General features: G+C 25.7%; 20 protein-coding genes. 13 read left to right on the forward strand and 7 right to left on the reverse strand.

From position 1 onward, the window contains the following. Positions 1 to 121 precede the first annotated feature (121 nt). Genes MALL_RS03340 through MALL_RS03365 form a run of 6 tightly spaced genes read left to right on the forward strand, consistent with a single transcriptional unit; the run spans position 122 to position 8,269 of the window. Positions 122 to 2,155 (forward strand): alpha-amylase family glycosyl hydrolase, encoded by a 2,034-nt coding sequence (locus MALL_RS03340; protein WP_005683921.1) that lies wholly within the window; start codon positions 122 to 124, stop codon positions 2,153 to 2,155. After that, a complete protein-coding gene (locus MALL_RS03345) occupies positions 2,142 to 3,782 on the forward strand; it encodes an alpha-amylase family glycosyl hydrolase (RefSeq protein WP_005683717.1) in 1,641 nt (546 codons plus the stop codon). The genes MALL_RS03340 and MALL_RS03345 overlap by 14 nt, the downstream gene beginning before the upstream one ends. Position 3,783: 1 nt before the next feature. Next, positions 3,784 to 6,159 (forward strand): glycosyl hydrolase family 65 protein, encoded by a 2,376-nt coding sequence (locus MALL_RS03350; protein ID WP_005683922.1) that lies wholly within the window; start codon positions 3,784 to 3,786, stop codon positions 6,157 to 6,159. Next, the gene (pgmB, locus tag MALL_RS03355) at positions 6,152 to 6,820 is read left to right on the forward strand and encodes a beta-phosphoglucomutase (RefSeq protein ID WP_005683840.1); all 669 of its coding nucleotides are present in this window, start codon (positions 6,152 to 6,154) and stop codon (positions 6,818 to 6,820) included. The genes MALL_RS03350 and pgmB overlap by 8 nt, the downstream gene beginning before the upstream one ends. Positions 6,821 to 6,851: 31 nt before the next feature. Next, positions 6,852 to 7,364, forward strand: a complete 513-nt coding sequence (locus MALL_RS04300; protein ID WP_005683746.1) for an NfeD family protein — start codon at positions 6,852 to 6,854, stop codon at positions 7,362 to 7,364. After that, a complete protein-coding gene (locus MALL_RS03365) occupies positions 7,364 to 8,269 on the forward strand; it encodes an SPFH domain-containing protein (RefSeq protein WP_005683951.1) in 906 nt (301 codons plus the stop codon). Before MALL_RS04300 ends, MALL_RS03365 begins: the two co-directional genes overlap by 1 nt. Positions 8,270 to 8,453: 184 nt before the next feature. Here the strand turns inward: MALL_RS03365 and MALL_RS03370 are convergent, their stop codons facing one another. The 4 genes from MALL_RS03370 to MALL_RS03385 form a co-directional block, all read right to left on the reverse strand. After that, positions 8,454 to 10,073 carry an ABC-F family ATP-binding cassette domain-containing protein gene (locus tag MALL_RS03370; RefSeq protein ID WP_005683996.1) on the reverse strand — a complete coding sequence of 540 codons (1,620 nt, stop codon included), beginning with the start codon at positions 10,071 to 10,073 and terminating at the stop codon, positions 8,454 to 8,456. A 130-nt stretch (positions 10,074 to 10,203) separates the two neighbouring features. Continuing rightward, positions 10,204 to 13,344 carry a family 20 glycosylhydrolase gene (locus MALL_RS03375; RefSeq protein WP_005683774.1) on the reverse strand — a complete coding sequence of 1,047 codons (3,141 nt, stop codon included), beginning with the start codon at positions 13,342 to 13,344 and terminating at the stop codon, positions 10,204 to 10,206. 257 nt (positions 13,345 to 13,601) lie between these two features. Then, positions 13,602 to 14,342, reverse strand: a complete 741-nt coding sequence (locus tag MALL_RS03380; protein ID WP_005683813.1) for a hypothetical protein — start codon at positions 14,340 to 14,342, stop codon at positions 13,602 to 13,604. Between the two features lie 234 nt (positions 14,343 to 14,576). Next, on the reverse strand, positions 14,577 to 14,939 hold the full coding sequence (locus MALL_RS03385; RefSeq protein ID WP_005683873.1) for a hypothetical protein: 363 nt from the start codon (positions 14,937 to 14,939) through the stop codon (positions 14,577 to 14,579). Between the two features lie 124 nt (positions 14,940 to 15,063). Here MALL_RS03385 and pip point away from each other — a divergent pair, with 124 nt between their 5' ends. Further along, positions 15,064 to 16,002, forward strand: a complete 939-nt coding sequence (gene pip / locus MALL_RS03390) for a prolyl aminopeptidase (protein ID WP_005684008.1) — start codon at positions 15,064 to 15,066, stop codon at positions 16,000 to 16,002. A 121-nt stretch (positions 16,003 to 16,123) separates the two neighbouring features. Here the strand turns inward: pip and MALL_RS03395 are convergent, their stop codons facing one another. From MALL_RS03395 to MALL_RS03405, 3 genes are read right to left on the reverse strand one after another with little or no spacing between them, the layout of a single operon-like run. Continuing rightward, positions 16,124 to 16,627, reverse strand: a complete 504-nt coding sequence (locus MALL_RS03395) for a hypothetical protein (RefSeq protein ID WP_005683869.1) — start codon at positions 16,625 to 16,627, stop codon at positions 16,124 to 16,126. Then, positions 16,617 to 16,922, reverse strand: coding sequence for a hypothetical protein (locus tag MALL_RS03400; protein ID WP_005683843.1), 306 nt, complete (start codon positions 16,920 to 16,922; stop codon positions 16,617 to 16,619). Before MALL_RS03400 ends, MALL_RS03395 begins: the two co-directional genes overlap by 11 nt. A 21-nt stretch (positions 16,923 to 16,943) precedes the next feature. Further along, complete coding sequence (locus MALL_RS03405; RefSeq protein ID WP_040545621.1) at positions 16,944 to 17,192, reverse strand: hypothetical protein; 249 nt, start codon at positions 17,190 to 17,192, stop codon at positions 16,944 to 16,946. A 207-nt stretch (positions 17,193 to 17,399) separates the two neighbouring features. Between MALL_RS03405 and MALL_RS03410 the strand changes: the two genes are divergently transcribed. From MALL_RS03410 to MALL_RS03435, 6 genes are all read left to right on the forward strand, one after another. Beyond that, complete coding sequence (locus MALL_RS03410) at positions 17,400 to 18,422, forward strand: hypothetical protein (protein WP_040545622.1); 1,023 nt, start codon at positions 17,400 to 17,402, stop codon at positions 18,420 to 18,422. Further along, positions 18,400 to 19,209 carry a hypothetical protein gene (locus MALL_RS03415; RefSeq protein WP_005683743.1) on the forward strand — a complete coding sequence of 270 codons (810 nt, stop codon included), beginning with the start codon at positions 18,400 to 18,402 and terminating at the stop codon, positions 19,207 to 19,209. Before MALL_RS03410 ends, MALL_RS03415 begins: the two co-directional genes overlap by 23 nt. 11 nt (positions 19,210 to 19,220) lie before the next feature. Beyond that, positions 19,221 to 20,003 carry a hypothetical protein gene (locus MALL_RS03420; protein ID WP_005683805.1) on the forward strand — a complete coding sequence of 261 codons (783 nt, stop codon included), beginning with the start codon at positions 19,221 to 19,223 and terminating at the stop codon, positions 20,001 to 20,003. Further along, complete coding sequence (locus tag MALL_RS04525) at positions 19,993 to 20,343, forward strand: hypothetical protein (RefSeq protein ID WP_040545623.1); 351 nt, start codon at positions 19,993 to 19,995, stop codon at positions 20,341 to 20,343. The genes MALL_RS03420 and MALL_RS04525 overlap by 11 nt, the downstream gene beginning before the upstream one ends. Positions 20,344 to 20,483: 140 nt before the next feature. After that, positions 20,484 to 22,658, forward strand: a complete 2,175-nt coding sequence (locus tag MALL_RS03430) for a P68 family surface lipoprotein (protein ID WP_005683861.1) — start codon at positions 20,484 to 20,486, stop codon at positions 22,656 to 22,658. Further along, positions 22,651 to 23,532: a thermonuclease family protein gene (locus MALL_RS03435; protein WP_005683944.1), complete on the forward strand. Its 882-nt coding sequence runs from the start codon at positions 22,651 to 22,653 to the stop codon at positions 23,530 to 23,532. The genes MALL_RS03430 and MALL_RS03435 overlap by 8 nt, the downstream gene beginning before the upstream one ends. The last annotated feature ends 7 nt before the right edge of the window (positions 23,533 to 23,539 follow it).

Here is a 23,539-nt window from a genome sequence, read left to right on the forward strand (position 1 = left end):
TTTCAAGAAGCAACATAGGTTGCTTTTTGTTTTCTTGCATGGTCAAGATTGATAGTGTAGTAGTCTATCAAGAATCTATCTAATTTTTAATTAAATAAATATAACAATTTAAAATATTTATATGAACTTTAAAAATAAAAAAAACATTTTTTTTGTCGATTTTGATAAAAAATATGCCAAAACTAATGCTCAATTAGGATATTTTTTTGAAAATGGACAAATTACGTTTAATTTTTGACAACCTATTGCAAAAGAAGTAAAACTTAAAATTTACAATGAGAACCAACAAGAAATTTTACGCCAGAAAATGGCTTTTCTTAACGGCTTGTGGACTACACAAATAGAAGAAAAATATGAAAAATTTTTATATAAATTTCAAATAAAGCATGATGATAATTCAAAAACTTTAGCACTAGATCCTTATGCAAAAGCTTTAGCCAATTTTGAATGAAATGGAAATATAAGAAAACTTGGATTTGGTCAAATTATTAACTTAAACTCTAGTAAGTTAAATTATCAAATTCAAAAACTAGAAACTAATTTTAACAACATAACTGATCCATTAATTTATGAATTACATGTAAAAGATTTTACTTCACTTTTAAATCAAAATAATTTTAAGAGTAAGTTAGGTACATTTAACTGTGCCTTAGAAAAAGGGATATTTAACCATTTAAATGATTTAAGCATTTCTCATTTACAGTTATTACCCTTACACTCTGTTTACACTGTTAACTGTAATGAAGTAAAAATTATAAAAAAAGGTCAGGCTAGTGGTTGAAAAACAAATTATAACTGAGGGTATGATCCGCACAATTATTTTGCTATAAACCAGTCATATTCGTCAAATTCTAATGATCCTTACACATCAATTTTAGAGTTTAAAAAATTTGTTGATCAGGCCCATAAGCATAAAATCGGAGTAATTGTAGATGTTGTTTACAACCATACAATGACTAATAAAATTTATGACAAAATTTTGAATGGTTATTATTATAGATATAATACAACAAAAAAATCAGTACCAGTAAATTTAGCGCCTTTAGCATCTGAAAGAACAATGGTACGTAAAATGATTATTGATTCTCTAATTTACTGAGTTAAAACTTACGATATTGATGGCTTTAGATTTGATTTGTCAACCTTTATAGATAAAGAAACTTTAATTTTGTTAACTAATGAACTTAGAAAAATAAAACCAAACATTGTTTTACATGGAGAAGCTTGAAAATTTACAAATTTAAACTACCAGGATTCATTCACTAAGGGTGAAACAACAAATAATTTAAATTTTGCTTATTTTAACGACACACACCGCGATGCTTTAAAAGGTTCTGAAATGCTTTTTAAAGATGACGGATTAATGTTAAAAACAAAAAGTAAAAGGTTTAGCCAATTTATATCTAGTGTTGTAGGTAACTTAACAAATTATAATTTTGCTGATAATGTCAAATTTGCAAAAAACAAATATGACTTGTTTGCAGATAATTTAGGAATGGTTCTAAATTATGTAGCATGCCATGATGGTTACACATTATGGGATAAAATAAATTTAAAAAGCGATTTAAGTATAGATAAAAAATTAGCTACCTATAAACAATTGCTTTTAGCATCAATAGCTTGTCAAGGAAGACAATTGATTTTAGCAGGAACAGAATTATTACAATCTAAACCATGTGATAAAACTGGTGAAGAATGAAAAAAAAGCCATAAAGCTTTAGGGGAACAATTATTTGATGATCAAGCTGATGATAATTTATTTTGTCATAATACCTATAAAACAAGTGATTTTGTAAATGGAATAAAATGAGATCATTTAAATAAAAGTAAAACTAAAGATATTTATGAATTTTGTAAAAAGTTGTTTGCTTTTAGACAAAATTCAGACTTTTTTAGAATCTCAAATGTTGAAGAATTAAACAAAAGATTAAAGTTTATAACAGTAAAAAACGGATGTGTACTTTATACAATTTCAGGAAAAAACGATTTTGTTGTTGTAATGCATAATTTTACAAAATCACCTATGCAATTGAACAATAAGTTACTAAATAATAGTTTAAATATCATATCAAGTGATACTATAAATAATAAAAATGAATTACCAGCTCACGCATCAATAATAATTCATAAAGAAGGAAAATATGAAAACAATTAAATTACAAGATAAAGTTTTATATCAAATATTTCCAAGATCTTTTAAAGATTCAACTGGAAATGGAAATGGTGATATCAAAGGAATAACATCAAAATTAGATTATTTAAAGGATTTAGGAATTAATGGAATTTGACTTTGTCCAATTTATGAAACAAATTTTGTTGATGCAGGTTATGATGTTTTAGACTATAAACAAGTATGAAAACAATTTGGAACTCTTGAAGATTTTAAAGAATTAACAACTGAAGCAAGAAAAAGAGGAATAGACATTATTATGGATATTGTTTTAAATCACGTTTCAAATGAACATAATTGATTTAAAAAAGCATGTGAATCTGTAGATAATGTAGAACATAATTATTTTATTTGAAGAAAAACTCTAAGTGAAAATGAGAAAAAAGCACAAAGTATTTTTGGTGGTTCAGCCTGAGAATATGTAAAAAGCATTGATAAATACTATTTTCACTTATTTGCTAAAGAACAAGTTGATTTAAATTGACAAGATCCTAGCACTATAAAAGCCATGGTTGAAGTTATCAATTTTTGATATGACTTAGGAGTTAGAGGATTTAGACTTGATGCAATTAAACATGTTGCCAAGGATTTTGATGATATTGAAAATATCTATTTTTCATGATGTAAAGGAAGTGTAGATTTTCTTAAAGATTTTACAAAACAAGCTTTTAGTGGAAAAGATGATGCTTATACATTAGGAGAAGCAAGTGGAATTAATTTAGAAGAACTACTTAAATATGGATCTGGAAAAGACAAAGTTTCAGATAACTATTTTAATTTTAGTTGATGATGAATAGGTTGAAGCAAAGAAACAGGTAGAAAAGGATACGATGCAAATTGAGATTTTAAAGAATTTGCTCTGCAACAAAAACCTTTTCAAGAAACTAAAGAAGTTAAACCTGAAATGATTACAAACTTTTTATCAAACCATGATACTGCAAGAAGTATTTCAAGATGAGGGGATGTAAATTATTTTTGAGAAGAATCTGCAAAAACTCATGCCTTAATGTTATTTGCTTTAAAAGGAATTCCTTGTATTTATTATGGTGAAGAAATTGGTTTATTAAACAATAGATTTAAAGAACGTAATGATTTTAGAGATTGTGATGTTTTTAGTGGTTATATTGATTTAGTTGATACTGAAAAAAAATACACTGAAGAGGAGTTTACTAAATACAATAATATTAACTCCAGAGATGCAGGAAGAGCTATAATGCAATGAAATAAGTCAAATAATAAAGGCTTTAATACCACTGGAAAAACTTGAATTAAGTACAACGATTCAACGTTTTTAAATGATAATGTTCAAGACCAATTAAATGATAAAAATAGTATTTTTAATTTTTACAAAAACATAATAAACCTACGTAAAAATGATTATGCAAAAGTTCTAATAGAAGGTAACTCAAAAATTGAATTACAAAACGACATTATAGTTATTACAAGAACCAACGAAAAATCAAAATTGGTAGCATTAATAAATATGCAAAATAAAGAAATTAATTTTAATTTACCAGAAGGAAAAATTTTAATTTCGTCATATAATCAAAAACCATTAAATTACAAATTAAGAGCATTTGAATCTGTTCTTATTGAAATTAAAGAGGTATAAAATGGAAAAATATTTAGAATATTTACCAAATAAAAAAGAAATTTCACAAGTTATTTGAAACCCAAAATACACAGCAAAAACAGAAAGTATTTTTGCGCTAGGAAATGGATATTTAGGATTAAGAAGTGCTGATGAAGAGTTGGATTATTACAACAAACCAAACCTTTTTGTTAATGGAATTTTCAATAAGGATTCAGAAGATGAAGTTTCTGAATTAGCAAATTTAGCTGACACTACACAAATAATGATTGACATTAATGGTCAAGCATTTGTGTTAAATAAAAAAGACAAATACAAAAAAACATTAAATGTTAAAAAAGGAACTTTAGCTCGTTCAATAATTTTTAAAAGAGAAGAAGGTAATTTTAAATTAACTTTTGAACGTTTTGTTTCTCAAAAAAATAAGCATATTTATTGTCAAAAAATAACTTTAAAATGTTTAAAAAATAATACCGATAAACCAATAAATATTAAATTATTTCCTAAAATAAACGGTCAAGTAACTAATACAGGAACTCAACATTTTACTGAAGGGCAAAAACTACGTACTACTTTAGAATCAGTAAATATGGAACAATTAACTACTTTTTCTAAAAGATTAGTAATTCATAATATGGTCACTTCATTAACTCATAATGGCAATAAAGTTCGAGGTGGTAATGACAATTACTTAGTTTCTATATCTCGAAGAGCAATTGGATTTAATATTAATTTAGATGTAAATATCAACGATACTATTGTTTTAGAGAAACTTATGTCAGTTAATACTTCAATAGATAGAGATAAAATTGTATTAAGCAACACAGAAGTACAAAATAAATCTAAAGAATTATTAAATATTCTTCTTAAGTCTACCTATGATGAACTTGAAAAAGAGTCGTATAGATCTATGAAATACAAGGTTTGAAGACAATTTGACATAAAAATAGAAGGAAATGAACAAGCCAAATATGACTTGTTTGCAGTGGAATTTGGAATTTTTCATATGAATTCTTTCATGCCTAAAGATTCAGTTTACGTTAATGTTGGCGCAAAAGGATTGAGTGGTGAAGGTTATCAAGGTCATACTTATTGAGACACAGAGTTTTTTATAAATCCAAATTACTTATTTACAAATCCTAAAATAGTACGTAATCTCCTTACCTATAGGTACTTAGGTATAAATGGAGCTCGTGAAAAAGCAAAATCTATCAAACTTAGGGAACAAGAAAGCAATTTAAATGGTGCACAATTTCCATGAGAAATGGCTTGACCAACTGAAGGAGAGGTTTGTCCTTATTGAGGCCAAGCAGATGTAGTAACAGGAAAACAAGAACCAATTGCTTCTAGACGACAAGAAATACACGTTTCAGCAGATATTGCTTATGCAATTAATCAATACTTTGTTGCTACAAATGATCAAAAATTCATGGATAAAATGGGTTATGAAATGATTATAGATACTGCTATTTTTTATGCAAATCGTGCAGAATTTAATCGAAGAACTGGTCAATATGAAATAAATGACGTAATGGGTCCAAATGAATATAAAGGTAATATTGATAATAATGCTTATATAAATTATTTAGCTAAATACAATATTGATCTAGCACTAAAATTACTAAAAGAGCTACCAGAAAACAAGATAAGAAAAATTTCTAAAAAAATACCTTACAAAATACCTGTTGATTTAATGGAAAACGTTTCTAAAAAATTAAAACTTCAAAAACCAAATCAAGACAATATAATAGCTGAAAATGATCAATTTTTAGCACTAAAAAGAATGGATGTAACACCATTTCAAATGCTTGGAGATGCTGGTAAAAAATTATTTAATACTTCAGAAGGACATAGAAGACTTTCTAGTCAGTTAGTTAAACAAGCAGATGTTGTTTTATTAACTCATATTATGCCACACTTATTTAGTAAAAAAATAATAGAAGATAATTTCGATTTTTATGAACCAGTAACAACTCATGATTCTTCTTTATCATCTTCTACATATGCTTTACAAGCTATAAAACTTAGAAAAATGGAAAAGGCGCATAAGTTATTTAAATATTCATTAAATATTGATATGGGAGAAAATATGAAATCCTCAGATGCAGGAATTCATGCAGGTTCTTTAGCGGCCATTTGACAAGTAATAATTTTTGGTTATGGTGGACTACAATGATTTAATGATAAGGTTAATATTGATCCTATACTTCCAAATTACTGAAGTTTATTAACCTATAAATTTATTTACCAAGGAGTTGAACTAGAAGTGATTGTTCAAAAAAATGAATTTAGTATTAAAACATTGCAAAAAGATCAATCAATTAAAATTAACGTTTTAGACCAAGAAGTTTTAATTGAGAATAATGAAAGAAAATTTAAAGTGAGAAAAAATGATTAAAGGGTTTGTATTTGACTTAGATGGTGTGATAACTGATACAGCTATATTACACTTTCGTGCTTGAAAAAGTATTGTAAAAACTATCGGAATTGACTATGACATAGTCACAAACGATAAACTTAGAGGATTACCTAGAGTTGAAACACTAAGAGCTATTTTAAAAATTTTTAATAAACAGATGTTATTAAGTGAAAAAGAAATAATTGATTTATCAAATAAAAAAAATGAACTTTATATTCAATATTTGGATTCAGAATTAGACAAATCATATACTTTACCAAATATTGAAAAATTTTTAAAAGAGTCTAAAGAAAATAATATAAAACTTTCTATTGCTTCTAGTTCATACAATGCAATAAAAATTTTAGATAAGTTGCAATTACTTAAATATTTTGATTTTATTGTTAATCCTGCGGATGTTAAAAATGGTAAACCTGCTCCTGATATTTTTATTCAAGCAGCTCAAGGAATAGGGCTTACACCCTGTCAATGCATAGGTTTTGAAGATGCTCTAGCAGGCCTTGAAGGTATTGTTCAAGCAAAAATGTATTCAGTAGTAATTAGTCACAATTCAAAGGAAGATTTTTCAAAAGCAGATTATATTGTAAATTCAACAAATGATTTAAATTTGGAAATTATTAGAAAAAAATTTAATTTCTAATAATTAATATGCTTTTTAATAAAATTAAAGTATGGAAAATACAGTTTTAAATATGCCTTTATCACAATTTATAATGATTGTGATTTGATCATCAATTATTTTAGTAACTATTGTTGTTGAAATTGTTGTATCAGGTTTTTATAGTTTGATTATAGGACTTTCAGCAATTCCTTCTTTAATAATTGCTTCATTAACCCGTAATTCAGGCTTACAAATAACTTTAGAAGTTTTAATTTTTGCCTTAATTGCAGCCTTATTAAACTTCTTATTTTTCTACTATGGTAAAAAATATGCAATTCGAAAAAAAGAATATCCAATTATAAGCTTAGTTGGAATGCAAGGAATACTTAATCAAAAATTTGATAAACCTGCTAATAATCAAGTTATAGGTATGTTAAGTGTTGAAGGTAAGTTATACCGTGCTAAATCAATTCAAGAAGATTTAGACTTTCACGAAGGTCAAAAAGTTTTAATTGTTGATATTGAAGGAAATATTTTAATCATAGATAAACTTAAAAATATAAATCATAAGGAGATTGAATAATGTGAGGATATATTATAGGTGGTACTGTTGGAGGTTTAGTTTTAATAACCATTATTATAATTTTAGCCTTTTCAATTAGAATTGTTCCACCAACAAATTTTTATATAGTTGAAAGACTAGGTTCTTATAAGAAAACTTGACAAAATGGTATTCATGTTAAATTACCTTTTGTTGATAAAATCAGTAATGTAAATAATTATATGGAGAAGGTTTTAGACTTTGAACCACAAGAAGTTATAACAAGAGATAATGTTTCAATTAAAGTTGATACAATAATCTTTTTCCAAATTACCGATGCTAAAAAATTCACCTATGGAGCAGAACAACCAATTTTTGCTCTTGAAAAATTAGCATCAACCACCCTTAGAAATTTACTTGGTGAATTAGAATTAGACGAAACTTTAACATCAAGAGAAACAGTTAATGCTAAATTAACAATAGCTTTAGATGATGCATCTGATTCATGAGGAATTAAAGTTCACCGTGTTGAATTAAAAAATATTACTCCCCCAGCAGCCGTACAAATTGCTATGGAAAAACAAATGCAAGCAGAACGTGAAAAAAGAGCTGCTATTTTAGAAGCTGAAGGACAAAGAGAAGCTGCAATTAAAGTTTCAGAAGGATTAAAAGCTTCATCTATTTTAGAAGCTGAAGGTAAAAAAGAATCTGTAATTCTAGCAGCAGAAGCACACAAAAGAAGCATCGACTTATTAAATGAAACAATTATTACAAATCAAGTTTTAACTTATAAAGCAATTGAAGGACTTGAAAAATTAGCAAACGGAAATGCTACAAAAATTATTATTCCACCAAATCTACAAGATATTGCTGGTATTATGGGAACAGCTTCTGAATTATTCAAAGCTGATCCAGTTAAAAAGTCAAGTACTAAAAAAACTGAATAAAATACAATGTATGCCACAAAAGGCATACATTTTTTTAATTATCTATGAATAAGGCAAATAAGTAAAATTATGTTCTTTAAACTATAGATTTCATTTTTTTACTAAAATCTTTATAAACACGAATTATTTGTAAATTCAACATAGAGTATAAAAAAATACTTCTGTTTTAGCAAAAGTATTTTTTTTATTGATTTTCTATTGCTTCATCGTACTCTTCAAGAGTTCCTCTGAATAAATAGCTTGAATTATCTTCTTTTAATTCTAAAATAACATTAGCACATTGGTTAACAAAAGCACGGTTGTATGTTGTAAAGATTGCTCCACCTTTAAAACCATTCACTCCTTCAATAACTGAATCAATACTTTCTGTATCTAAGTGATCAAGAGGTTGATCAAGAATAATGAAGTTACTTTCTAAAAGCATCATTCTTGAAAACATCAATCTTGCTTTTTCTCCTCCACTTGTAACAGCAACTTTTTTAAACACTGAATCGTTTGAAAATAGCATTCTTCCTAAAAAACCACGCATTCTTGAATCGCTATTATCCTTAGTTTCTTCAGTTGTATTGTGTGAAGGTCATTTAGAAATTCACTCAATAATTGTTTCTTTCCCTTTAAAAAACGCTGAATTATCATTAGGAAAATAACTTGTTTTAATTGTTTGACCTCAAGTTACTTTTCCAGATGTAGGTTGTAAATTACCAGATAGAATATCCAACAATTTTGTTTTAGCAATATCATCTTCACCAATTATTACCATTTTTTCACCTGGGCTTAAAGTGAAAGATACGTTTTGAAATAAAGTGTGCCCTAGTTCATTAACATATGTTAAGTTTTCAACATTTAATATTTGTTTTCCATGATCTCTATTCATTTCTCAACGAATAAATGGATATTTACGATTTGAAGGTTTAATTTCATCAAGAGTAATTTTTTCTAACGATTTTTTACGTGAAGTAGCTTGTTTAGATTTAGAAGCATTGGCACTAAAACGAGCAATAAAATCTCTAAGTTTTTCCATTTGAGCTTCTTTTTTCAAGTTACTTTGTTTCATCATTTCTCTTGCTAATTCTGATGATTGTTTTCAAAATGAATAATTACCTGTGTACATTCTAGCTTCAGAAAAATCTATATCAACAGTATGTGTACAAATTGAGTCTAAAAAGTCTGAGTCGTGGCTAACAACAATAACAACATTTTGATAATCTATTAAAAAGTTTTCCAATCATTTAATGCTTTTAAGATCTAAGTGGTTAGTTGGCTCATCCATTATTAGAATATCTGGATTACCAAATAATGCCTTAGCTAAAAGAACTTTAATTTTTTGGTTAGCTGTTAAATCAGACATTTTTGATTCTCATTTGCTTTTAGGAATTGATAGATTACCTAATAATTCCTGAGCATCATTTTCTGCGGTTCATCCACCTAATTGTCCATACTTATCTTCTAGTTCACCAGCTAAAGTGTAATCATCCATAGTTGCATCAGGGTTCGCATAAATAGCATCTTTTTTTTCTTTTATTGCATATAAATCTGTATTTCCCATTATTACAACTTCGGTAACAGTAAAGTCATCATAGGCGTTATGATCCTGTGATAAAACAGAAATTCTTTTATTTTTTTCTACAATCACATTACCGTTTGTTGATTCCATTTGACCTGAAAGTATTTTTAGAAAAGTAGATTTTCCAGCTCCATTAGCACCTATTATTCCATATGTGTTTCCATCTAAAAATTTTAAATTTACATTTTCAAAAAGTTTTTTATCACTAAAGACTTTTGAAAGATTTTGTACTTCAATCATGACAACCTCCATTTTTACTTAAAATTATAAGACATTTATTAAAAAACAAAAATGAATATTTAATAAATATTTTCTAGATTTTATAATTAAAAAGATGGCTATTAACCATCTTTTTTGCCTTATTTATAGGCTATTTTGTTTTTTCTACATACTCTAATAACGAGATATAACCTTTAAATGCATTAGTTTTATTACCTATCATTTCTAAAGGCATAAATAAAGTACTTGAATTACTAAATGTGTGAAGTGAACCATCTAGTTTTTTTGAACCGTTTACACCAACTGGTTTCGAATCTTTTAGTTCTCCATTGACAAATAATTTTGTGACACCTACTAATTTATTTGTATCTAGTTCACTAACTAATTCGATAGTAACTCATTGATTTTCAGGTAATACATAATCAAATGTGTAGTCTTTTAATTCTCTACTAAACCCAAATTTTTCGCTATTCTTTTGTTTAGCTTTAATAGCAAAATCACCATACTCACTTTTTGCACTAAATAGAATTTCTTCAGGTTGATTAGTTTTTGTTCTTTTAACTTTAAATTTAATTTTGTTGTTAAATCCTAGAACACCAATTGGAAGTTTTGCACTAGAATTTCCGCCCTTTAGTTCTAAAGCTCCATTGTTATCAATGGTTTTTAATTCTGCATTATTTAGATTGGTAATTGATTTGTTTGAATTTACTTTATCATCTAATTTTGAGTTATTTTCACCGCTAAAATCATATTTAAATAATTGTTTTTTACCTTCTGGTAAACTAACTGTTTTGAAAATATTGTTACTTGGTGCAATTCCTAATTTATCAACTATTGCCTTGAATTTATCAAAATCTAAATCAAGACCATCGTTACCATCTCCTCAAACTCTTACTCCAAAGAATGGTAAAGCATGTTTAAATCTTTGTCAAAGATCTACTTCATTTACTCCAGTGTCTCGCACATCTAATAATCTATCTCCTCAAATTGCATACATTGCTCCTAACATTCTATCTGATCCTTCAGGTAATTTTGTTCCTCTAATATTGTTAGCTTCATAACTTTTATAAATATTATTAATGTCTAAAAAGTCTTTATAAACTCCTGTTTTTCCTTCTCCATCAGGTACCATGTATCCTGGTTGATCAATTGTGTTTATTAATTTAAATCCCATATCAAACATGTCTTTTGGTTTTGCTCAATCCGTACTTCAAATATTCATTTCTACGAATTTTACTAGGTCTTTAGGCAGTTTAACTTTAGCGCTTTTAATTCATGAAAAGCTTCCTCAAATTCTTACTTGAATACCTTTATCTTTAAAGTGTTGGAACATCACTTTTGAAAATTCTCAGAAAGCATCTGGATTATCTAAGAATTCATCAGCTCCAATGTGCACAGTAATTCCTTTGTCTGCACTAAATATTTTATTTTTACCAATATAATCTTCAAGAAAATCTTTTACAAATTGGACTGTTTCAGGCTTAGAAATGTCTAAGTGATCTGTTAGAGGTCTTTTGCCCATACCTGGTCTTGGGTCATATTTCATTAAAGCATATTGTCTAAATACTTTTGTTACAGCTAAAGCATGAGCAGGGAATCCTAATTCAGGAACTATTTCTACCCCAAAATCTTTAGCAAAATTCATTAATTCTGTAAATTGTTCATGAGTGTAATGAAAATCTTCAGATGTTACGGTTTTACCGTCTTTATTTTTCATATTCGAAGTTAATCTTCATCCTGAATATGCTTCAAAAGATTTTTCTAAACCTTCTTGAGATCCAGCGGTTGCAACATGATCTTCTAATCAAATAAAGTTGTCTGTTAAGTGAAGTTCTAGTTGATTCATTTTGTATCATGACATTTCACGAATTACATTTTTAATTGTTTCGATAGAAACTGCTTTTCTTCCTACATCAAAGTGAAATCCTCTAATTTTAAATTTTGGATAATCTTTCATCAAACCTTTTACAAGTTTTGCATCACTATCAGTTTTAAGCATTTGGAAAAGTGTTCTAGTTGCTCAAAATGCACCAATTGTATCAGTTGCTTTTATTTCAACTTTTTTGTCAATAGCCATAGTGTAAGTTTCTTTATCAAAACCTTTTAAATCTTTATTCGTTAAATCTATTACAACATTTCCGTCTGTAACATCTTCAGTTACAAATGTCAATTTTTTATTAAATAATTGTTGGTAGTCACTAATTAATTCTGCTTTTAATTTTTCTAAACGTGGATCTGTACCTTTAATTTGTACTTTTAATTCATTATTTAGTGCTAATTTATCATTTGAAGTTGAATATCATTCTTGAATTTCTGTTCCTACTACTGGCTTTTTATTTCCTGTACTTGTTTTGTTTATTCCATCAATTTTTATAGTATCGGCTTTTGTTTTTACTAAATATTCATTTCCATCAGGATCTAGAATATTTACACTATATTTAATATTTTTATCAACTAATGGTTTAACAATGTTTCCACTTTTATCTACAACTTGTTCATAATCTGCATCAAAATTTGCAACATAACCTTTTGGCATATCAGGCATTTTTATTTTGTCATTTAAAATAACAGGTTCTCATGCTGTAAATAATTCTTTTAATTTTTCAATTGGAGTAATTTCTACTTCAGTTTCATACGCACTAAATTCTATCAAACCAGTGTTTTCTCATTTTAAACTACCACCATCTCAATCTAAAATTTCTAATTTAACAAACGAAACATTTTTAACTGGGTTTTTAAAATTTTGAATAAATTCAGATTTTGCTGCTTGATTATTTACCCCTACTTTATATTCATATATTGCATCACCAAAGTTATTTTTGTCATTTGAAGCATAAACTTTAATGTGTTTAATGTTGTCTCTTTCAAACAAAATTCTTAATGAAGCAATAGTTGATCTTTTTTCTAAATCGACAATTAATCAATGACTTCCCTTATCTGGTAAAGCTTTATTTGTAGCTCATCTAGTTGTCAAATCTCCATCTACTGCGTTTTCTCCAGTAAAAGTAGTTTTATCTTCAAAAGAATCAACTTCTACTTTTTTATTAAGTAATAAATTTAGTGATTTATCGGTTTTTTTGACCATTTCTTTATTAGGTAGATCAAGAACAGGATTAACCTCTTTAGGATCAGCAAGTTTTACTTTATTTATATCTTTTTCGTTTGATTTCTCATCATTTTTTGGCTCTTCATTTGCATCAACGTTTTTTACATTGGTATTGCAAGCAACTGCTAATAAGCTAGTTGTTGATAATAAAATACCTACACCTATTAATAATTTATTTTTTTTCATACATTCTCCCTATATAGAATATCTATATAACTTAATTTTAAATATTTTATGTGAATGATTTTTTCAACATAAAATAATGAATAAATTATTAGGCATACTTTTTTTGTATTTTTCTATAATATAGCCTAAAAAGTAAATTTTGGTTATAAATTTTGAATAGACAATTCACTTAATTTTTCAAAAGAGTAAAAATATTTCAATTATTCTTTATTTTTTGCACAAAAAAAGCAAGAAGTTACCTTGCTTTTAAGTATCTTTTATTTAAAATTATCAAGAATTTTAGTTGATTGCACTAAGTAATTTGTTAAGTATGCTTTATAAGATTTGTTTTGAGCTTTTGAAATTGCCTTTTCTTTAGCTATTTTTTCAGAAGGCACCATTTTTATAAATGTATCTAAGTCTTTTTTCACACGCTCAATATCTTGAAAAATAGAGTTAAATGTAATTTTTACATTTTCATTTATTTTTGATTGTTTTTCTTTGAAGTCTGAAATTAGTTTGTCAAATTCTTTCGCTAAGTCTTCGTATGAAACAAAATTGTTTAAAATTATTTTTGTTTCAATTATATACTTAGTTAGAAAGTTTAAATAAGTATCTTTTTGAGCTCTTCATATTGCTTGTTCTTTAAGTTCTTTTTCTGAATCACCTAATTTTAAAAAGTCTTGTAATTCTTTTTTATGCGCTTCTAGTTTTATTAATATTTCTTTTATAGTTAACTTAATTTTTTCATTTTGTTTAGATTGAAGTTTTTCAAATTTATCTAATAAGTTTTCTAATTCAGCTGCAAAATGTTCATAAATTTTAATAGATGATTTTTCGAATTTAGGAATTTCCATTTCTTCTGTTTTTGAATTGTTGGCATCTTCATTCTTTTTAGCATCATTAGCCATGCTTGAGTTAGAAGTTGACTTGCTAGTTGCACAGGAAACTAATGAAAGAGTCAAGATAGGACTAAATATTGATAAAAATAATATTAAAGATAGTTTTTTATTTTTCATGATTCTCCTTTTTTAAAATTATCTACAAAAGTTAGAAAATGATTAAAAAAAATGCAAAAAATCAAGTTTTTTGAAAATTATGCATTTTTATAGAAATTATATTCAACAATAAATTAGTGATTTTTTAATATTAAGTTAAATTTAATATTTTTAAAAAAAATTAATTTAATTGCCTATGAAATAGCTCTTTTAGTAAAAAACAAAATAAAACCAGGATATTCCTGATTTTTAGAGCTATTTTGCTAATGTTTCAGCTAGAGATTTTTCAGTTATTTTTAAAAATTCCTCAACTCCTTGAGCAAGTGTTTTTCCTGTAGCGGCTTTTGAAGCGTCTTCAGCCTGTTTTCTTTGTTCAGGCGTTAATTTTCTTAATTGTTTAACTGCTTCTAATTGAGCAGTAACTCCTAATTTAACCACACCTAAGGCAAATCCTTTAACTGGATCTTTTTTAGTTGCATCATCAATTTTTTTATTCATTTCAGTTAATTTAGTTTCTAGTTTAGCATACGGATCGCTTTCACACGAAACTATTGCTATTGCACTTAATGGTGCTAATGTGGCCAATGCTAAGCCTAATATTAATTTTTTTGTTTTCATATTACTCCTTAATAATTTAATTATATAATATTAAAATTAACGATTTTATTTGTATTTTAAAATAGAATTTATAATATAAATTCAAAATATTTTTTAAAATTTATAAAAACTAAGGAGCTAAAAAATGGAACATATAGTGTATGAAGAAGGATATTTAAAAGTAGATAATAATCATGAAATTTATTATGAATTATCAGGTAATAAAAACGGAATACCGGTTTTTTATTTCCATGGAGGACCAGGAGGTTCTACAAACGTTGAATCTAAAAAGTTTTTTGATCCAAAATTTTATAACATAGTTGTTTTTGATCAAAGAGGTGCTGGAAAATCTAAACCATCTGCTTCGATAATTAATAATAATACATGAGCATTAATTTCTGATATAGAAGCGTTGCGTAAAAAAATAAAAGCAAAAAAAATTTTAGTTTTTGGAGGATCATGAGGTTCTACTTTAGCTCTTGCTTATGCTATAAAGCATTCAGAAAATGTTTTAGGTTTAATTTTAAGAGGTATATTCTTAGGAACTAAGGAAGAGTATAAGTGGCTATACCAAAGTGGAATAGATCAATTTTATCCTGATATTTTTGAAATTTATAAAAATTATGTACCTAAAGAAAAACAAAATAATTTATTAAGTTCTTATTATGAGCTTTTACAAAATAAAAATTTAGAAAAAGCTTACGAAGCAGCAAATTATTTTTCTTATTTAGAGTCTAATGCAGTTAGTGTCTCAAGAAATAATTATCACTTAAAAACCAGTCCTAAAGAAGCTTTAGAAATTTCATTACTTGAAACACATTATTTTGTTAATAATTGTTTTTTTGAAAGCGATAATTGAATTTTAGAAAACACAGACAAAATTAAAGATATAAAAACATATATTGTACATGGTCGTTATGATATGGTAACATTGGTTAAAAATGCCTATAAATTAGATAGAAAATTAAATAATTCAACATTATTTATTGTTGAAGAAAGTGGACATTCAACCTCAGAAAAAGCAATAAAAGAAAGATTATTGTGATGCGTTGAAGATTTTAAAAAACACGCAAAAAAATTATAAAAAATCAATTTTAAAAATTGATTTTTTAATTTTAATAATTATGTTTTGAAGAATATCATAATTATTTTTAAAATAAATTTAGTGTTGTTTTAAAAGAATAAAACTTGGGTTAATACTCAATTTATGAACTTATTTCAAAAAGCAATATTCCTAAAATATTTTGTTTAGTTTTATCTTTGGTGTAAAGCATTTTATTTCTATTAAATAGGACAACATGTTTAAATTTATTATTAAAAGGTATTTCAAGCGTTTGTTTTTTATCTAAATCTTTATCAAGCATTTGGTTGTTAACATTTAAAATAGGTTCTATATTTTTTTCACTTAATTTTAATCCATAAAACAGATCATAAAATTCATTATTTTTTATAAATTCCTTGCTCTTATCTGTTAGATTTGCTAAATAGTTAATTATAATTTTATTTTCATTTGAAACTATTTTATATTCAAATGCTTTTTGAATACTAGAAATAATTTGTTTATTTTTTTCACTTTGTATATCTAAATTATTATTTTCAACTAAATTATCGTATTTTTTTGCTATTTGGTAATTGTATATGCTAGTGGTTAAAACAGCAGTAATTCCAATACCTAAAAAAAATGGCAACATTCAAAATTTATTTTTCATTATAACCTCCATAAATAAGTACTGAACTATAATTTTTATCCAATTTACTTATTAAATAAGGTTGAGTATTTAAATAAATTTCTATATATTCTGCACCTTCATTATTTAATGTACTATCTACTTCGTACTCAAATAAGTATTCGTATTGTTTTTCATTTAAAAATAAATCAACAAAATTTGTTTTATCTACAAAATGATTGGGAACTTCTTTTCGATAAATATTTCCTAACAAAAGAGGGTTTGGATTTTTTAGATTGTAAAATAAAACCAAATTTTTAAATGGTTTGTTAATCAATGCATCGAATGCTTCTTGATTTTAAAATTTATTTTTAAACTCTTTTATTTTTATCATTTTATTCAATAAAATACTCACTGGGTTTGTACTTGTTTTATTATGCACAACTTCTTTATACAAGTGAAATGAGTTTAAATTGTCTTTTTTAAAATTTTCATAATCATTTTTTTGATTTTTTATAGCTAAATTATTAGCAATAAAAGAAGAACCAATCATAACTCCTGCAAAAGAAAAAAATAAACAAGAGCTTAATAAATATATTTTTTTCATAAATAACCACCATAATTAATATCAACACTAAAATTATAATTTAAATAATGAAAATTTTTTGAAAATAATATGTCAGTAACAATAATAAATTTTCTACTAACGATAAATATTAGTATATTATGAAAAAAATTACAAATTTATCGATTTTTTTTTATAAAAAAACATTTCCATTGATTTTTTTTTTTTTTTAAATGTTATAATAAATATATGATATTAAAGAGTTTTGAAAAAATATTAAGTACTATTACAGAATCAGGTACTTCAAACATTGTTATTCAAGGAAGTTTTTCAATGTTTTTTCAAAAAAAAACTGAAAGAATTCCAAATGATATAGATATTTTGTATAAAAATTCAAATTTAACAAATGATCAAAAAATTATTTTATGATATAAATTAATTAAAAATTTTAAAATAAAAGAAAAAATAATTGATACTTTTGTACAAAAAAAATATTTAATTGAAGTTAATAATTCAATTTTTTGTCTTGAAACATTAATACCAAAGAAAATTAACGATATTTTCATTCATAAAAGTAAAAAATATAACGGTTTATTTTTTACAAATGAAATTTATTATGTGACTTCAAAAATTACACAATTGTTAAGTATTTTTAAAAAAGATTTGACTGATAAAGAAAATTTAATTAAATTTAATGACTTAAAAAATGATTTACTTTATTTATTTAAAAACAATAATGATTTAAAAAATATAGATTACTCAAATAATGTGTTAACTAATTTAAATGATAGTTTATATTTTGATTTTTGTTCTTCAATAATTTATTACCCTATAAGTTATTTAGAATATAAAAAATATTTATCAATTTTATGTAACGATAAAAAAGACAAAGATTTTATAAAAATTATTTTTCTCATATTTAAAAATTTTTTTAAAAACAAACACTTTACTGATGCTGTTTTTGAACGGCATAAATTTCATAGCATAATTAATGAATGAATCATCACATTAAATGCGATTATTTTTGACAATATATATTTTGTTAAAAATAAGGGATTAACTATTATGTTTAAAAATAAAAAAGACTATTTATTATCGATAAAAGAATTATTTTTTAAATTAAACAGACAATATAATTTAAAAAAAGACAATTTAAATTTACATAATATTGTTTATTTTGATGAAAGCAATTCAACATTTAACATTGATTTATTTATGTTATACAAACAAATAAATAAGGAAAAACATTATGAAAAATTTCGAATTAATTAATCACATTACAGGTGTGGTAGCGGCTATTTCGCCAACAAATAAAACTGAAACAGTTAATACTGATTTTATAAAATTGATAGACAAAATGTCTGAACAAGAAAAAATTAATCACTTACGTTACATGGATATATTAAGTAAATTAAATTTCAAAGATTTTAATTTATACAAGGGCACTAAGATGACTCAGCAAAAACAAGTTTCAGAATATATGATTAAATATAAAAAATTTTATTTTTATGATTATATTAAATCTAGTCTTAAAACTAGAACATACTTTTATACAGCAAAAAATTTTACTAATGAAGAATTATTAAAACTGAAAGATTTACAAATTTTTATTCAATCTATAGCAAGTTTATATAAAAATAAAATTAATTCAAACGGTACGATTGGTGTATCAGCAATTGCAGGTGCATTTGCTGGACTAACATTAATTCCTGGCGTAAACATTATATTTGCTTTTCCAGCTTTATTATTTTCTGGAGTCGCAGCAGGAATTGAAGTTACAAATAATTTAAATAAAAAAATAATGGAAAAATACAATTATTTTAACAAAGAACTACAAGATTTGCTTTTAGATTTATTAAAACTTTACAACAAAACTGATTCTAGTTCACTTTCTAAAAAATCAAAATTAACTAAAGAATTACTATCGCTAGTTATAAAGATATTTAATAATTTTAATGATGACAAAATTAATTATAATGAAAATTTTAAATCACATATTATTAACATAGTTCATGATGTAACTTTTGATTCAGGAATTTTTAAAACTATTTCTTATTAGAGATTATAAATATGAAATTAAACATATTAACTAATTTGATTGAAACAATTGTTTCTACTATACCAATTAATTCCACAACAGAGCTTATTGATGATAAAAACAAAATTGACTTGTTGCAAGAAGAAGAAAAAATATTTATGTTGCTACAAATAGATTTGCTAGAAAAAATGAATTATAAAGATTTTAACAAAATAAAAAGAACTACTATGATTGAACAAAAACAAGTCAAAGAGTATATGGAAAAATACAAAAAATTTTACAATTATGATTACATTAAAAAAAGCTTGAAAACAAGAAAATATTATTACTCCAACAGATATATAGATAATGATGAATTAAACAAAATAGAAGATTTTAAATTTTTTCTTTTAGGTGTTATATCTTTTTATTCAAGAAAAGATTTAGAATCAATCACATCTTTAACTTCAAATTTATCTCTTATAACATCATTTTTTTCAAACTTTAATTATGTTTCATTTGGTCTTCAAATAACAAATTTAATATTACAAGGAGTATCTTACAATAAAACATTAAAACAAAGTAAATATCAAAATTATTATAATTCTTTATGAGACTCATTATTTTTCATTTTATTAAATAATGAAAAAAACAACATTGAACAAGAGAAAAAACAAAAATTTTATTTAGATAAATTGAATCTATTAATAAAAGAAATTTACGCTAGTTTATCTGAAGATGGGTTTAAGATAAATAAAGAGACGATGATAAGTCTATTGACACTGTCTGATAATAATTTTACTAGTTTGGATATGAGAGGTACGTATGTCTATTAAAAACAAAGAAAAATCACTATTTTTATTTTGAAAAATATATGTTGTTCTATTTCCTATTGCTTTGACAACGGCTTTTAGTATTGTGTATTGTGTTGTTATCATAGAAAAAAGTATGGATGTTTTAATGGCAACAGTATATTTTGCTATTGCGGTTTCTATCATTACTTTTATTCACTTTATTATCTTTTTTGTAATTAGACCAAAAATTAAAAATATAGTAATAAAAACATATCTTGAAAAAAGAAACTTCATAACATCTTTTTGATTATTTACTCTTTTTTCTTATTTTACTGATCAAGCTATATCAAAGTACAAAAAAGAATTTTCACATAACGAATAAATAAAAAAACTAAGTCTTGAATAAAACAAGATTTAGTTTTTTATTTTTTGTCTTTTCAATTCTAATTTCCATATTTCCAGTTAATACGCTTTTTTACATAAATCTTTATAATTATAAGGCGATTTAATATTAGGAGGAATATGAAACTCAAATCTAAAAAATTAATAATCAGTGCTGGAAGCACTTTAGCTTTAGCAACAACCGGATTAACCGCAATTTCATGTGGTTCAACTGTTAAACGTTTTGATGCTAATCAAGACAATAAAATTGTTGTTGGTATTGGATGAGCTAAAGACGGTATTCAAGCACAAGCTCTTAATGAATTGTTTAGAGTTTATAATGAAACTGAAAAAGATAATGCAGACTTTGTACCAGTTGAAATTATTAGTCTAGGAAACAGTTACAATGACGCTACTTCTAAAGTTGTTACATACTTAAGTAGTAAAGATCCGGTTCAATTACCAAACATGCTTATTGCTTATCCAACTGCATTAGCTTCAGTTGCTGGTTACAATATGCAATTGCATTTAGATGATAATAAGGATCTATCTAGTTCTGAATCATTAAATGATGAATATGCAATTAATCGTTCATTATTTGAAGAAGACTTTATGGCATTTAATGATAGAATAGCAGGAATTAAAAAAGGCAAAATTTATGCTATTCCATTTGGTAAATCTTCAATTATTAGTGCAATGAACACTTCACTAATGAGCTACGTTTTTGAATCTATGATTTCAAGCGGTGCTACAGTAGAGCCTGCTTCTAAAGAATTTTTCGATGGAATTATTACTAAAGGAAAAGGCGATAGAGAAGCAGTAAAAAAACTATGAGGAGAAGTTGATAAAGAGGGTGCAGCAGAAATTAAAGGATTCGTACTAAAAAGATCAATTTTTGATAATTCTAGTGAATTAATTGATTTTGCTAAAAAAGCACAACAATTATTTACAAATTCAAGAAATAAACCAAAAGGTAATTTACATATTTTTGGAATTGACGATATAGCTGGATTCTTATCAATAAATGTTTTTGCAATGACAGCTCAAGAAAAAAATGATTTTAGAGAATACTATGTAAAAATTAAAGAAAATGGATTTATTGATTATACAGCATACAGAAAAACTGATTCTAAAGCTTATAAAGCATTTGATGAAATTGCTAAAAAACTTTATGATGCAGCTAAAACAGGTGCAATTTTTATGGGTGGTGGAGGACAATACTCATCAACATACCAAACACAACACCAAATTGGTTTTTCAATGGGTTCAACAGCAGGTTACTCATTTAACTTTAAACCTGATAAAAGCTTAGTTAACTATGTAGTAAACAAAGAAGGTGGTGATTTTGAAGTAAACCAATCATTAAAAAATGAATTAGAAGCTTCAACTGATCCTAATTTAGCAGGAACACTAAACAAAAAATTTAAAAATAAAATTTATAAATCAACAGCAACAGCAACATTAACTAAATACGACATTAAATTAGCTGATGCAGCAACTGATGCTAAATTTGCTGAACTTATGAAAAGTGTTACAGCTGGTTCAAATTTATTAGTGAACAATCCTACATTTGATAAAGAATATGAAGCTAAAAAAGCTGACTTTGAAAAAGATGGAATTACTTTAGTGGGTACAGATTCTAAAGGTGGAAAAATTTATTTTGTTAAAGACTTATCTAAACTTAATGCAACAACCGCAATTAAAAAAGTAGAATTAGGTACACAAAATACATTACAAGAAAACGAATTAGAAGTTTTAAATGCTCCAAGAAAATGAGAAGAATCAAATAAATTAAAAACAGTTTATGTTCAAGGTCCTTCACTAATTACAATACATGCAAACGAAAAAGAAGATAAAGGAACAAGAAAATTTGTTAAATGATTAACATCAAACAATAAATTTAAATTTAAATCTGGTGTAACAAGAGATAAAAAAGATGAATACTTTACAGCAACAGGAAAAACATCGAATGAAGCTGAAGCTCTTGCTTTAACACCATTTGAATTTATTTTCAAAAAAGCTTCTTATGTAGTTCCTTACAAAGGTGCATTTGACAATCCTACAAAAGCAAATCCTAAAAACTTATTCTTAGATAAAGCTATTGAAGAATTTGGAAAAGCTATTAAAACTGAAGGTTGATCACTTGATGAAGAACCAGCAGATGGATTATCAGATAACTTTAGAAACATTTTAGTTACAGCTTGAAAATCACCATTAACAAAAATTCAAAATGGTGTTACAGGTGATGTGTCTTACGCAAAAGATATTGTTAAATCACTAAGAGATCAATCAGGTACGTTTGGGGACAATGAATAAAAAATCCTTAATAAAATTATTGTCTTTTCCGCTATCACTCGGCGTAATTAGTTTAGTAGCTATATCATGTTCTAAAACATATTCTCATGAAGAAAAACTTCAAAAAGGTAAAGAAGAATTAAACAATGTTAAATTTATTATTGCTAATGCATATGATTATTCAAAAGTAGATTGAACAAAAGTTAATTACATTGAAGCTCAAATAGAAAAATGAGCTGATGGAGATACTCCATTTGTGAAAAATTTAAAACCTGGAGATAATGAAATTTCTAAAAATTATTTTAATGATAACAAACCGTTTTTGGTCGATGGAATTAAAATAAGAGTTTTAGGAATTGACACACCTGAAAAAAATGTTAATGGTACAGATGCTGGACCTCTTGAATATACTTGAGCTAGCGTTGCTACTAAATTTGGTGAAACCGCAATACCTGCAAATCAAAAAGTTAGAATTATGATTGAAGGTAAAGACGTTTATAATAGATTTGTTGGATCTATCTATTTTGGAAATAATTTTGAATTAGAATATTCAACAGAAATAGTAAGAGCTGGATATACTTTACCAAACGGTTCAACAAGTTCAGATGCCTTAGTGGATCGTGGTCCTTTATCAAGATACTACAACTATTATGGAATCACATTAGCCTATGCAGAAGCCAAAAAAAACAAAAATGGTTTCTGAAAATACTTTAAAGATGAAAATGATGTAACACATACTATTGATGGTATATATGTTATGCGTAGCAATAATGGATGAAAAATATTTAGCGACAAAAATATTGAATATTTTACAACTATAAAAAATTTAGTTGATAAATATATTAAACAAGACGGTAAAAAATTAGAAGAACTTGTTTTTGTACCGCAAAGATAAAATTGGA

Origin of the sequence: Mycoplasmopsis alligatoris A21JP2 (assembly GCF_000178375.1) — a bacterium.
In the GTDB taxonomy this organism is placed as follows: domain Bacteria; phylum Bacillota_I; class Bacilli_A; order Mycoplasmatales; family Metamycoplasmataceae; genus Mycoplasmopsis; species Mycoplasmopsis alligatoris.